At 75.7% G+C, this 12,569-nt stretch carries 7 protein-coding genes and 2 pseudogenes; 3 read left to right on the top strand and 6 right to left on the bottom strand.

The features are described 5' to 3' along the window. Positions 1 to 245 precede the first annotated feature (245 nt). On the bottom strand, positions 246 to 1,172 hold the full coding sequence (locus IPL61_29125) for a ClpX C4-type zinc finger protein (GenBank protein MBK9035269.1): 927 nt from the start codon (positions 1,170 to 1,172) through the stop codon (positions 246 to 248). A 26-nt stretch (positions 1,173 to 1,198) separates the two neighbouring features. Further along, entirely contained in the window at positions 1,199 to 2,773 is a 1,575-nt protein-coding gene (locus IPL61_29120; GenBank protein MBK9035268.1) for a tetratricopeptide repeat protein, read from the bottom strand. 1,038 nt (positions 2,774 to 3,811) lie between these two features. Between IPL61_29120 and IPL61_29115 the strand changes: the two genes are divergently transcribed. After that, positions 3,812 to 4,225 (top strand): hypothetical protein, encoded by a 414-nt coding sequence (locus tag IPL61_29115; GenBank protein MBK9035267.1) that lies wholly within the window; start codon positions 3,812 to 3,814, stop codon positions 4,223 to 4,225. Positions 4,226 to 4,385: 160 nt separating this feature from the next. On the opposite strand, the gene IPL61_29110 is transcribed toward IPL61_29115, so the two are convergent. The 4 genes and pseudogenes from IPL61_29110 to IPL61_29095 all read right to left on the bottom strand — a co-directional run bounded on the left by IPL61_29110 (position 4,386) and on the right by IPL61_29095 (position 9,622). Continuing rightward, a complete protein-coding gene (locus IPL61_29110; protein ID MBK9035266.1) occupies positions 4,386 to 4,556 on the bottom strand; it encodes a hypothetical protein in 171 nt (56 codons plus the stop codon). Between the two features lie 76 nt (positions 4,557 to 4,632). Beyond that, positions 4,633 to 5,813, bottom strand: a pseudogene (locus IPL61_29105) (DUF1688 family protein). Positions 5,814 to 6,167: 354 nt separating this feature from the next. Then, positions 6,168 to 7,598 (bottom strand): hypothetical protein, encoded by a 1,431-nt coding sequence (locus IPL61_29100; GenBank protein ID MBK9035265.1) that lies wholly within the window; start codon positions 7,596 to 7,598, stop codon positions 6,168 to 6,170. 1,533 nt (positions 7,599 to 9,131) lie between these two features. Next, a pseudogene (locus tag IPL61_29095) lies at positions 9,132 to 9,622 on the bottom strand (D-tyrosyl-tRNA(Tyr) deacylase). Positions 9,623 to 9,720: 98 nt separating this feature from the next. On the opposite strand from IPL61_29095, the gene IPL61_29090 reads away from it, so the two are divergent. Both IPL61_29090 and IPL61_29085 read left to right on the top strand, forming a co-directional pair. Next, positions 9,721 to 10,212 (top strand): hypothetical protein, encoded by a 492-nt coding sequence (locus tag IPL61_29090; GenBank protein MBK9035264.1) that lies wholly within the window; start codon positions 9,721 to 9,723, stop codon positions 10,210 to 10,212. Positions 10,213 to 11,286: 1,074 nt separating this feature from the next. Beyond that, positions 11,287 to 11,946, top strand: coding sequence for a hypothetical protein (locus IPL61_29085; protein MBK9035263.1), 660 nt, complete (start codon positions 11,287 to 11,289; stop codon positions 11,944 to 11,946). Positions 11,947 to 12,569: the final 623 nt, after the last annotated feature.

The following is a 12,569-nucleotide window of genomic DNA, read 5'->3' as shown; positions in this document are numbered from 1 at the left end:
ACGATCTGATGGTCGCTCCATAATCTCCCGCCGCGAGATCCGACGGGAGCCCCGGCGAACCGCCTCAACAATTCAAGATCATTAGCTATCCGACACGCGACGCTCGAGATAGTCGCCTGCCTTGGCGCGCGCGCGATGACGTGGCGCATCGGTGCGCGCGTCGCGGCCGTGGGAGAGGTGGCGATCGAGATCCAGGTGCACGACGGCGGCGCTCGGCGCCCGCCGCCGCAGGCACGTACGCGCGGTCAGCGGAACGGCGAGGACTCGGCGGTGGTGGACGACAGGCGGGCGGCGTAGGGGCCTTCCGGGTGGGCAAATTCGAGGCCGGCGGCGCGGGCCGCGCGCGCGCCACCGACGTCGCCGCGGGCGGTGAGGACCCGGGCCAGGTAGTGGTGCGCCAGCGCGCAGTCTGGGCAGGCGGCCAGGTAGGCGCGCGCGCTGTGCTCGGCCGCGTCGAGGGAGCGAGCGGCGAGCGCGGCCACGGTCATGACGCCGAGCCGCCGCGCGCGGACGGCGTCCGCGCTCGCGCCCGCAGGGAGGGTGGCGGTCGCGCCCTCGAGCTCCGTGACCCGACCGCGCAGCGTCGCGATCGCGCTCGCGTCGAGCCCACCGCGCTCGAGCCGGGCCTGGACGTCGTGCAGCGTGTGGAGCACGGCGCCGATCCCGTCGACGGCGCCCGGCTCGACGGTCGCGAGCGCCGTCACGGCCTCGTCGTGGTGTTCGAGATCGGCGAGGAGCCCGCCGAGATCGATCGTGTCGATCGGGGTGCGGTCGGCCGCCGGGATGGCCCGGAGCGCGGCGACCGCGGTGTCGAGGTCGTCGAGGTGCACGGCCGAGCCCATCACCTCACGCAGCACGAGCCGGTGGCGGCGGCCAAGCTCGATCACGGCGCGCAAGGCGGGCCGGGCGCGGGCGTAGGGGGCGTGCGCGCCGAGCTGTGCGACCGCGCTCAGGAGCGCCCCCGCGTAGTAGCTGGCCTCGCCGTCCTTGTGGGCCTCGTCGTCGAGGATCTGGTCGCACAAGAGCACGCACCCGTCGCAGACGTACACCCCCGGTCCGGAGACGAGCTTGCGGACCTCGCGGCGGTGGCGCCCGCAGAACGAGCAGCTGACGTCGGGCTCGGCCGGATCGGTCGGCCGCCCCCGTCCGAGGACGCGCTTGAGCCACGACATCGGCCGAGCCTACCGCGGGACGCGCATCACCAGCGGTCGAGCGCGCGTGATGGCGGCTCCGCGTGGCACTCCCCGCCCATCAGCACGACGTGACCGGCGCGGAGGCCTGGCGGCACGCCGACGACGTGGCCGCGATCGCGCCGAAGGTCCGGACCTGGACGCTCGACGCGACGGACCGCGCCGACGACGCGTTCTACGCGGGTCCGCTCGATGGCGCCGGCGGCGCCGGCGGTGCCGCCGAGGGCGCGCGCGCGCTCGATCCGCGGGATGTGCGGCGGGTCGAGCTCACCGTCCCCGCACCAGCGCCTCGGCCCGCGCGCGGCGCGCCGCGGCGGCCGGACCGGTGAACGCGTCGCGGGCGGCCTGGGCGAGCCGCACGACCCGCGGGCGATCGAGGCCGCGCGCGTCGAGCGCGATCGCCAGCGCGAGGCGGTGCGCGCGAGCTCGGCGGCGTCGACGGCGGCGGCCTCGCGCAGCTCGAGGGCGCGCGCGAGGACGTCGATCGCGGCGGCGGGCTGCCCGGCGGCGGTGAGCGCCTCGCCCTCGCAGGTGAGGCTGTAGGCCAGCTCGGGCGAGCGGTCGCCGGAGGCCTTCGCCTCGACGGCGTAGGCGCGGCGGCAGACGACGAGCGCGCGGGCGGCGTCGCCGCGGGCCAGCGCGACGTCGCCGAGGTTGCCGAGCGGGATGGCCAGCGACGGGTGCTCTTGACCGAACACGCGCGCCCAGGTGGCGAGGGCCCGGGCGAAGTGATCTTCGGCGGCTGCCAGCTCGCCGCGATCGAGGTAGACGCCGCCGAGGTTGTTGAGCGAGGTGCCGACGTCCTCGTGGTCGGGGCCGAGCGCGGCGCGGCGCGCGGCCAGCGCCTGCTGGTACAGCGCGGCGGCCTCGTCGAGCCGGCCCTGGTGGTAGATGACGGCGCCGAGGTTGTCGAGGGAGGACGCGACGTCGGGATGGTCGGCGCCGAGCAGGCGCGTGCGCAGCGCGAGCACGCGGCGATGCAGCGCCTCGGCGCCGGCGTGGTCGCCTTGCCGCGAGGCCAGGATCGCCTTGTGGTTGAGCACGTCACCCACCGGCAGGGCGTCGGCGCCAGTGGCGGCGGTGCGCAGCGCGAGGGCCTGATCGTCGCGCGCCATCGCGGCGGCGAAGTCGCCGGTGGCCTCGAGCGCCGCGGCCTCGGCCTCGAGCAGCGCCGCCGGCTGCGGCCCGGGCCGGTCCAGCCGCGCCAGCGCGGCGTCGGCGGCGTGCGCGATCGCCAGCGCCTCCTGCGGCCGCCCCAGCGCCGCCAGCACCCTGACGCCGGCGATCCACGCCGCGGCCGCGGCGGGCTCGGCGCGGGCCTCGGTCGCGAGCCGCGCGGCGCGGAACACCTCGTCGTCGAGGCCGGCGTAGTCGCCGGCGATCAGCGCGGCATCGACGTCGGTGACCAGGGCCTCGGCGACCAGCACGCTCCAGCCCGCGCGTTCGGCGAGCTCGACGCCGGCGCGCGCCAGCGCGCGGGTGTGGCGGGCGTCGGCGGCGTAGCTCCCGGCGCGGGCCGCGGCCACCGCGGCCTCGGCGGCCGCCAGATCGCGCTGGCGCGCCGGGTCGGTCGGCCGCGGCACCGCCGACACCAGCGCCTCGGCGTCGGCGCAGGCGTCGATCGGCGGCAGGCGCGCGCGACGGCGTCGAGCGCGCGATCCATCAACGCCGCGTCGGGCGCCGCGCCCAGCCGCGCCACCAGCGCCGCCAGCTCGGCGCCGCGCCGGTCGAGGCACGTCATCCGGCGATCGAGCAGCGCCGGCGACTGCTCGTGGCGCACGCTCGACGCCTCGCACGCCGCGACCCGGCTCGCGCCCAGCGCGCGGGCGCGGCGCTGCAGCTCGTCGGCGACCCGGGCGGTCCAGCCGTCGACGGCGGGCCGCCCGGTGGCGCGGAACGCCGTCGCCACCCGCGCCCGCGCCGCGTCGGTCCACAGCTCCAGCGCGGGCGCGTCGACGCCGCGGCACGGCGGCACCGGGGCGGCGCGGCGGGTCAGGCCGACCAGCGCGAGCGCGCCGAGCCCAACCACCACGGCGCCCAGCGCGACGCGTCGCCGCCGCAGCGCCGGGTCGCGGGCCACCTCGACCAGCAGCGCCTGCAGCGCCGGGAAGCGATCGCCGGGCTCGGGTTGCAGCGCCCTGAGCAGCGGCCGCCGGAGCCACGCCGGCACGTCGCGCTCGCGCGGCGGCGGCCGCACCCGGTAGGCGAGCGCGTTGTCCGCGATCTCGTCGGCGTGGTCGCCGGCGAACGGCCGCTCGCCGTACAGCGCCTCGTACAGCGCCACCGCGAACGCGTACTGATCGACGCGGGCGTCGTGGACGCCGGGGCGCCGCTGCTCGGGCGCCATGTACGACGGCGTGCCCATGGCCCGGCTGGCGAGGATCCGCGGGCTGGCGTCCGCGTCGGGGTCGGGCTCGCTGCCGGGCGTCGCGGGGTCTGGCGCCACGACCATCGCGCCGACCCGGGCCACGCCGAAGTCGAGCACGCGCACGCGCCCGTCGCGGGCGATCATGACGTTGCCCGGCTTGAAGTCGCGGTGGACGATGCCGGCGGCGTGGGCGGCGCACAGCCTGGCGCCTGCGGCGGCGAACACCGTCACGATCTCGCGCCAGCTGCGCGGCGTGCGTCGCCATTCGGTGAGGGGTCTGACCGTCGACCAGCTCCATGGCGCTGAAGACGCCCTCGGCGAAGCGGCCGGCGTCGTGGACCGCGCACACGTTGGGGTGCGACACGCGGGCCATGGCCTTGGCCTCGGCGATCAACCGCTCGCGGCCCTGCCCGGTGAGGTCGCGCACCAGCTTCAGCGCGACCCGACGATCGAGCTCGGGATCGTAGGCGGCGTAGACGTCGCCCATCCCGCCCTGGCCCAGCAGATCGATCACGACGTAGCGGCCGATCACCGTGCCGCGATCCATCCGCGGCAGCCGACGTCGGCGCGGGCCCGGCGGCGGCGAGGTCATCGTCGCGGTCGCCGTCGCGTCGCCGTCGCGCAACTGATCGACGGCCGCGTCGACCTGCGCGGTCGAGAACGGTGACGCCTGGGGCGGGCTCGGTGGAGTCCCGATCGGCCACCTCCAGTCTACGCCTTCGTCGGCCGCGGCGGGCCGGCGTCGGGCGCCACCGCACGCGGCGCCATCGGCGCAGCGGTCGCGGACCGACCGGCGGCAGGTGGCGCGATCGAAGAAGAGCAAGCGGTCACGGCTCCTGCATCGCGAGGTCGAGCGTGCAGGCCATGAACTCCTGACACCCGACCTTGGGCAGACACTTGTCCTTGTACCAGTCGACGATCCGCTGGCTCCGGGCGCAGGCCGCGGTGCCATCCTTGCCGGGCGTCGTCGCCAGGCGCTGGGCGTCAGGGCCCAACACCTCGCCGACACACCGGACGTAGCGCCCGCGACCAGCGGTGCCGCCGCCCGAACGCTCGGCCGCGTCCGCGGCGCGGTCAGGGACACGAGGTGCCGTCGCCGGCGATGGGCGAGCCGCCGCCGGCGCGCGCGCGCGACTGGCGCCCGGCGTACCAGGTGCCGCCCTCGAGGACGCTGGCCAGCGGCATCTGATCGGGCGAGACCTGCAGGCGCTCGCGGACCGCGTCGGCGACCCAGTCGAGCAGCGCGACGGTGAGCGCGCGCCACTCGACGACGACCTCGTCGTCGACGCGGTAGCGGGTGCCCTGGGTGATCGCGTCGTAGCGCGGCACGATCACGCCGAGGTCGACCAGCAGGCCGCCGTTGCGGTGCTCGGCGAGGCCGGTCATCGCGCCCTGCTGCACGACCTGACGCCGCCCAGCTCGAGCGGCTCGAACAGCGAGTACGCGAGCCACTGCGACAGCTTGTGGAACGGCACCAGGCCGCTCGATGCCGGCGCCGCCGGCGGCGGGGTGACGCCAGCAGTCGCCGAGGTTGACGCCACCGAGCTCGATGCGGCCGGGCCAGATCGGGCCGAGGCCCTCGAGGAGATCGCCGAGCAGATCGGCGGCGCGGACCTCGGGCCCGCGGGCGCGGATCGACGTGAGCAGCCCGCTCGGGCGGCCGTTCGGGAACATGGCGGGGTTGTCGTCGATGACCTCGCCCAGCCGTCGGGAGGCCGGCGCGGCCGGCCAGCCCCACCAGCGGGTTGTCGGGGCTGGCCTGAGCGCGCGCGAGGGTCGTCGTCGTCGAGGCCGCGCAGCGCCGCCGCGTCGACGCGGAGCGGCAAGAGCGCGTCGGCCGAGAACAGGCCGGCCCCGAACGCGCGCAGGCTGGCGACCGCGACGCCCTCCGCCCGCGCCAGGAGGTCGCCGGTGGCGTCCTCGCGGTAGCGCCACGCGTCGCCGGCGTCGGCGTCGAGCAAGACGCTGACGACGATCGGATCGATCAGCGCCTCGGCGGCGATCGCGCCGGCGCCCGCGGCCTCGACCATCGCGGCGACGCGATCGAGGTTACCGGCCCGGAAACTGCACCAGGCGCCCGCGGGCGGGATGCGCAGGGTCGGATGGTTGGCGCGCGTCACCGCGATCACTCGATCAGCGACGGCCTCGATCCGCCCGCGATCGACGCGGAAGTGGCGGAGCTCACCGAGCAGGCCGGCCTCGAGGACGTTGGTCGCGCGGACCCGGATCGCCAGCGGCGAGCGCAGGTACGACACCGCGGCGGCGCCGCGTCGGCGGCGGCGCCTGGGACGATGAACCCGCTGCCGAGGTCGTAGCCGCTCATGGCGCCGCCCCGACGGCACCGCGGACGCTCGCGTCGTGGTTCTGGTTCGACATCGGCACGTGCGTGACTCTGGCACGAGCCCTGGCGGGGTAAAGCCACGCCTCGGGCGGGGCCGTGGCGCGGCGCGACGTCGGCCGCGCCCAGGTGCGTGCGCGCCGACGCGACCGGTCCGCACGACCGCTCCGCGCGATCGATCAGCGCGGCAGCACGCGCGTGCGCATGTGCAGCTCGTGGCGCTCGCGCCGCGCCGGGTTGGCGACGCCGGGCGTGGGCTCGACCGTGGCGATCAGGTGCAGCTCCGCGGCGCGCGTCGGCAGCAGGCGGCCGGCGGTGTGGACGGTGGTGACCGTGCCCTGGCCTCGAGCCGCGCGGTGCCGCCGGCGACGGCCTGGGCGATCGGCGCGATCGCGGTCTCCGACGAGATCACCGCGACCGCGCCCTTGCGGCTGACCAGCTTGGACCGGACGATCACCGTGACCGCCTGGCCGACGATGCTGGTCGGGTAGGTCGACGACCAGGTCGCCCCGACCCCGATCGGCTCGGTCGGCAGCGCCACGAACGTGGTCATCGACTGCGCCACCTGACCGACCACCACCGGCGTGGTCGGGATCGGGTGCTCGACCGCGACCGCGTACTCGGCGACGCGGCCGTCGGGCTCGACCCCGCTGGCGAACACCGCGCCGACCAGCGAGGCCATGCCCGACGCCAACGGCGGCGTCGTGCCCGGGCCGGTGGCGGTCGCCTCGGCCACGGTGAACTGGTAGCGGAAGCGGCCGCTCGGCTCGATCGCGACCACCTTGGCGGCGCCGCGCAGCGTCAGCGTCGGCTGATCGGCCTCGACCCGCTTGCCGGTGCCGTCGTCGGACACGGCGCGGCCCGACATCTGGTAGGCGATCGGCTGCGCGCTGTCGACGGCGGCGGTCAGCACCAGCGGCGCGCGCTGCTTCTTGCCCGGCGCGTCGAGCTTGGACGGTCTCGACGTTGACGTCGAGCGCGTCGCGAACGGCTGCGACACCGGCGGCGGCGGCGCTCGCCGGAACGTCAGCGCCGAGGTGACGATGCCCTGCGACGCGGTGGCGACGCCGCCGCCGACGATGCCCGCGTCAGCGCGCACGCACAGCACGGTGCGCGCGGCGTCGGCCTCGGCGGCGTTCTCGGTGGCGAGGCACCAGGTGCCGGCGTCGCCGAGCGCGAACGCCTCGATGCCGCCGGCGATCGCCGGCAGCGTGTCGGTGGCCTCGGCGTGGGCCTCGTAGGTGACCGGCGCCGGCGCGGTCCCCAGGCGCATCGGCTCGGCGACGGTCCACGCCAGCGCGCCGGCCTCGTCGTCGGGCAGCGGCGTGACCACCGTGAGGTGCTCGGTGAACCACAGGCCCTTGGCGGTCGCGATCACGCCGAACCGCGGCAGCCCGCCGCTGATCGGGCCTAGCTCGCGATCGGGCGTGCACGTGAGAACAGGCGCGCGCTCTCGAACGCGGCGCTGCGCGCCGACCTCGCAGGTGATGACCGGCGCCGGCCCCTTGCCGGTCCAGCCCGCGAGCGGGAACTGCCAGCGCGCGCCCTTGACGAACAGCTTCGCGAACGGCGCCGTGGGCTCGATCTCGAGGTAGTCGGCCTCGACCTTGCCGCCGGTCGGCACCACCAGGCCAGGGTTGGTGACCTGGCCGCCACCGCAGGCCGCGATCGAGAGCACAACGACGAACCAGCGGGCGCGCATCGGCGCAGACACTACCGCGTTTCGCCTGTCGCGCCCGCGTGCGCGGGCGCCCGCTGCTGCTCGGAGCAACGCCCGCCCGGCCGCGGCCCGTCCGGCCAGCGCGGGATCGAGCGCGACCGCTTGACGCCAGGCGTCGAGGGCCGCGTCGCCGGCCGCCGCGTCGCCCGCCACCGCGGCCTCGTAGGACGCGTCGGCGGCCGCGGCCCACGCCGCGGGCGGTGGCGGCCGCGGTGGCGTGCTCGTGCGCGAGGGTCGCGGCGGCCGGGCGCGTCGCGCCGGCGCGGATCGGCCGGCGCCAGGTCCGGACGACGATCCACGCCGCGATCGCGTCGGTGGGATCGCTCCGCAGCGCGCACCTCGCGCGTGAGGACCTGCGCGACCGTCGTGGCCAGGGCCGCGGCGCTCGTCGGCGCAGGCGGGGTCGACCCGCCGCCACTGAGCGCGGCGAGCGCGGCGGTGGCCTGCGCGATCCCCGCTCCGCCAGACCGGGGGCGGCGAGCCGGACCTGCGCGCGACACGCGCCGGCGTCGTCGAGCTGCGGCTGCGCCAGGCGTAGGTCGCCGCGGCGTCGCGGTCCTTGCCGACGTCGGCGTAGTGCGCGGCGAGGCGCAGCAGCATCGTCGGGGTCCCGGCGCGATCGAGCGCGCGCGAAGAACGCCCCGGCCTGCGCCGGCGACCCGACCTCCGCGAACGCGCGCACGACGTCCTTGAGCGCCTCCGGCGCAGCGGGTCCCGACCGACCCGCGCGACCTCGACGAAGTCGGCGAGCGCCGCCTCGAGGTCGCCGCGGTTCCAGGCGACCCAGGCCCGCTTTGGAGCGCGCGTACGCGCCGACCAGCGGATCGCCCAGCGCGCGCTCGGGTACATCGCGCCCGCCGTGGTCAAATCGTTCGCCGCGAACGCGTCGTCGCTGAGCGACCGAGGCGGTGCCGGCTCAGCGCGACCTCGGGTAGTCGCGGATCAGCGCCGCCAGATCGCCGCGCATCGCCCGCGCGCTGGCCCCGCCGCAACGCCTCGGCGCACTCGGCCAGCACCTGATCGGCGGTCGCGACGGCCGCGAAGCCCGGTTCCGCCAGCGGCGCGGCGCCCAGCGCCAGGGCTTCGGCGCCGCGGTCACCGGCCGAGGGGTCGACCAGCAGCTCGAACAGCTGGATCCGCAGCTCGAGGCGATCGCGCCCGTCGGATGACGCGATGGCCGCCCGCAGCATCTCTCCGCTTGCGCTCGATCACCGCCGGCGACCGCCAGGATTCGCCGACGCCGTCGCCGGCGGGGCCCGGCGACCAGGCCCGACGCGGTCCCTTCGGCGGCGATCCGGGCGCCCGGCGGTGGCAGGTCGTCGCCGGCGCGCGCCCGCCCTGCCCACGCGCGCCGGTGGCGCACGGGTCGGAGCGCGGCGATCGCGGGAGGAGCCTCATCGCCGGTGGGGGACACGCCGCCCGCCGGGGTTTCAGAAACCTGCGCGGGTCCGCGCGGGCGCGGGTGGGACACGCCCCCCCGGCCAAGGAGCTCGGGATCCCCGCGCGCGGTCAAGATCAGAACTGCCGGCGCGAGTCGATCATGATCGTGACCGGTCCGTCGTTGACCAGCTCGACCTGCATGTCGGCTCGGAACACGCCTGTCGCGACCTGCGCGACGCCGGCGCTGCCCGCACCGCCGCCACCGCCCGCTCGTACAGCGCCTCGGCTGGACCCGGGTCGAGCGCGTCGAGGAACGCTGGCCGCCGCCCCTTGCGCACGTCGGCGTAGAGCGTGAACTGCGAGATCATCAGCACCCCGCCGGCCACGTCGAGCACCGACCGGTTCATCTTGCCGTCGTCGTCGGCGAAGATCCGCAGGTTGACCAGCTTGTCGACCACGTAGCCGAGGTCGTCGTCGCCGTCGCCCTTGCCCGCCCCCAGCAGCACCACCAGCCCGTGACCGATCTCACCCACGACCGCGCCGGCCACGGTCACAGACGCGCGCCGGCAGCGCTGGATGACGGCTCGCGACCCCGCGTACTTACGGCAGCGGCTGGGCCGGGGCAACCACCCGGCGGCCCCGCAGTCCAACCTCGCACCTCCGCCGGCCGGGCCGGCCGTCCGCGATTGTGTCCACCGACAACCCTGCTAGGATGCGCGCCCGCATGACCCGCCTCGGTCTCGTCCTCGTCCTCGTCCTCGCGCCGCCTGTGGCAAAGGAGATCGGCGACGAGTGCTCGTCGAGCCTCGACTGCGGTGACGGCAACGGGACCAGACCAGCATCTGCGACCAGCAGTCGCCCGGCGGCTATTGCACCGAGCTCGGCTGCGACTGGAACACCTGCCCCGGACGAGGCGGTGTGCGTGCGGTTCTACTCGGCGTCGTTCACGAACAAGCCGTGCGTGCTGGCGACCGAGGACCTGACCACCGACGACTGCACCACCTTCGACGAGGTCTGCACGCTGCGCGGCCAGTGCGTGCCGCGTGCCTCGGAGATCCGGTACTGCATGCGCACCTGCGGCGCGGCTCGGGCGACTGTCGCGACCGCTACGAGTGCCGCGACGAGTCCTGATGATGTCGCACGGCGGCGAGCCAGTGCCGAAGCCGGGCGAGCGCCTGGCTCGGCTCCCGGCTTCTGCGCGCCCGCGCCGGGTTGATTCCGGAACCGACGAGCGAGCTTTGGGGACCGGCTCCTGGGTCGCAAATACCCAGGATCACTGGCGATTTTCGCCCTGCCGCGTCGGCTTTGGGGGACCGGCTCCTGGGTAACGTTGGGGAGCGGCTCCTGGGTCGTAAATTCCAGGATCACTGACGTTTTTCGCCCTACCGCGTCAGCGTTGGGGACCGGCCCTGGTCGTAACTACCTAAACTTTGTTGACTATTTTTCAACTCTGGGAGCGGTCGTCGTAAATACCCAGGATCACTGGCGAGTTTCGCCCCGCCGCGTCAGCTTTGGGGACCGGCTCCCGGGTCGTAAATACCTAGGATCACTGACGTTTTTGGCCCCACCGCGTCAACGTTGGAGACCGGCCCCCTGGTCGTAAATACCTGCAGGATAACTGACGATTTTGCGCTGCCGCGTCAACGTTGGGGACCCAGCGTTGGGGACAGCGCGTACTCGGCATCCCAGGATCAGTGGTGCCTTCTCGCCTACCCGGCAGCTTTGAGGACCAGGATCTCCGCCTGGGGCGGTGGACGCACCGGAACCGCAGCGAAACACGGGGTGGTACGGTGGGGCAGACCTCGCGCCCGGCCACCGTCCACACATCCACCACGCCGGTGATCGCTCGGTCGACGGCATCCTGCGGCTGATCGCGGTCGCCGGCGAGGACGCGCCGTCGAGCAGGCGCTGACGACGAGCGCCGCGAGCTCGCGGCGATCACCGAGGTCGACGTCGTCAGCGCGTACGTCCGGGAACTGACGAAGACGGCGTCGACCGCCTGGTCATGCGCGGCAACCACGGCTTCCCGCCTCGGCGCGATTAGGCGGTGCGCCTGAGCTTCGGCGAGGGCTCGACCGGGCCGTGCGTTGAGTAGCCTGGCGCCCGGTGTCGGTCGGGGTCGGCCCCGACGAGCGCCACTTCGTTGGTGCCGGGCCTGGGCGAGGAGTAGTTCCCCGCGTACCTGGGCGTACCGCTGGATCGGTGGCGGCCGCGCGCTCGGCGTGCTGGTGCTGCAGCGCCGGCCTGACCGGGTTCGCGCCGACCGAGGTGACGCTGGCGACCGCGCTTCGTGGCGCTGGTGACGCCCCGCGGTCGAGCGCCGGTTCGGGCGCGCGGCGATGGCCCGGAGCGCGCGGCTCGGGATGGCGTCACTAGCCCCGGCTCGGCGGTCGCGCGCGCGACGATCCTGCCGACCCTGGCGGCGCTCGGCGAGCGCGGCGACCTCGACATCGCCGGGGCCCTGGCGCGCCTGCCGACCGATCTCGAGCGCGCGCGCCGACGCCTGCGCAAGCACGGCGACGCCGACGCGCAGGTGGCGCTGGCCGAGGTCGAGTTGTCTTCGCTCGACGGCCGGTTGCACGAGCGGGTCGCCGCGGCGCCGCCGACGGTGGCGGGCCCGGCGACCGTGGCCCGCGGCCTTCACGCGCGCGCGCCGTTCAGGCCGCGGCCCACGGGCCACGCGCCGGCGTTCGATCGCGCGGCTGAGGTCGAGGACCTGCTGGTGTCGTGGCGTGATGGCCAGCGATCGCCGCGGCCCTGCCGCCTGGCGGCATCTGGACGGCGAGCGTCGGCGGCCTGGCGGCGCTGGTCGTGCGGCGCAGAGCGGCGCGGCCGGCGCGATCGTAGTCGCGGCGCGGCCACGCTGCGGCGGCGGCGATCGCCTGGGCCGACGATCTGGCTGCCGCGGCCGGTGGTCCGCGGGCGTAACGCGTGGGTTCCGCCCCGGTGACCGCCAGTACCGTCGACGCCGACGCCGACGGCGCCGCCGCCGGTGCGCGTGAACCCGCCGGCGGTGGCGATCGAGGCCGCCGCCGCCGCGCCACCGAGAGCTGAGCGGCGCGACATCAGCGAGGCGGCGACGCCATCGCCGACGCCCCGGCTGTAGCCGCGGATCGGCGCGGTCCGCCACCGAGCGCTGCCCGGCGGACGCGGCGAGGCGTCGACGCGATCGGACGAAGCCCTGGCTGGTCGCGGACGGTGGTCCGGTCACCGAGCGCGGCGCGGCGCGACCAGCGAGGCGGCGACGCGACCGACGAAGCTCCCGCTGGCCGCGTACGCTTGGTCGCCGCCGAGCGCGGCGCGGCGCGACCAGCGAGGCGGCGACGCGATCGACGAAAACCCCGGCCGGCTGCGGACGCGCGGTCCGCCACCGAGCGCTGCGTGCGCAGCGGGAACAGCGGGGCGTCGTGACGCGATCGACAAGGCCCGGCCGGCTCGCGTACGCTCGGCCCGCTCGTGCCGCTGGGCGCTCTTCATCCTCCGACGCCTCGGCCTCGGCATCCTGTCGATGCTCGGGTGTCGCTGCTGGTGTTCCTGTTCCTGCACGTGATCCCCGGCGAACCGGTCGATCAC

The sequence above is a fragment of the Myxococcales bacterium genome (genome assembly GCA_016717005.1).
Taxonomy (GTDB): Bacteria; Myxococcota_A; Polyangia; order Haliangiales; family Haliangiaceae; genus UBA2376.
The sequence above is the reverse complement of the archived record's forward strand: the minus strand, read 5'-3'. Positions and strand labels throughout refer to the sequence as shown.

What these genes read in the sequence shown, in the direction of transcription:
- IPL61_29125 (MBK9035269.1), bottom strand. Translation starts at nt 1,172, where the DNA reads ATGTCGTGGCTCAAGCGCGTCCTCGGACGGGGGCGGCCGACCGATCCG.
- IPL61_29100 (MBK9035265.1), bottom strand. Translation starts at nt 7,598, where the DNA reads ATGCGCGCCCGCTGGTTCGTCGTTGTGCTCTCGATCGCGGCCTGCGGT.
- IPL61_29090 (MBK9035264.1), top strand. Translation starts at nt 9,721, where the DNA reads ATGACCCGCCTCGGTCTCGTCCTCGTCCTCGTCCTCGCGCCGCCTGTG.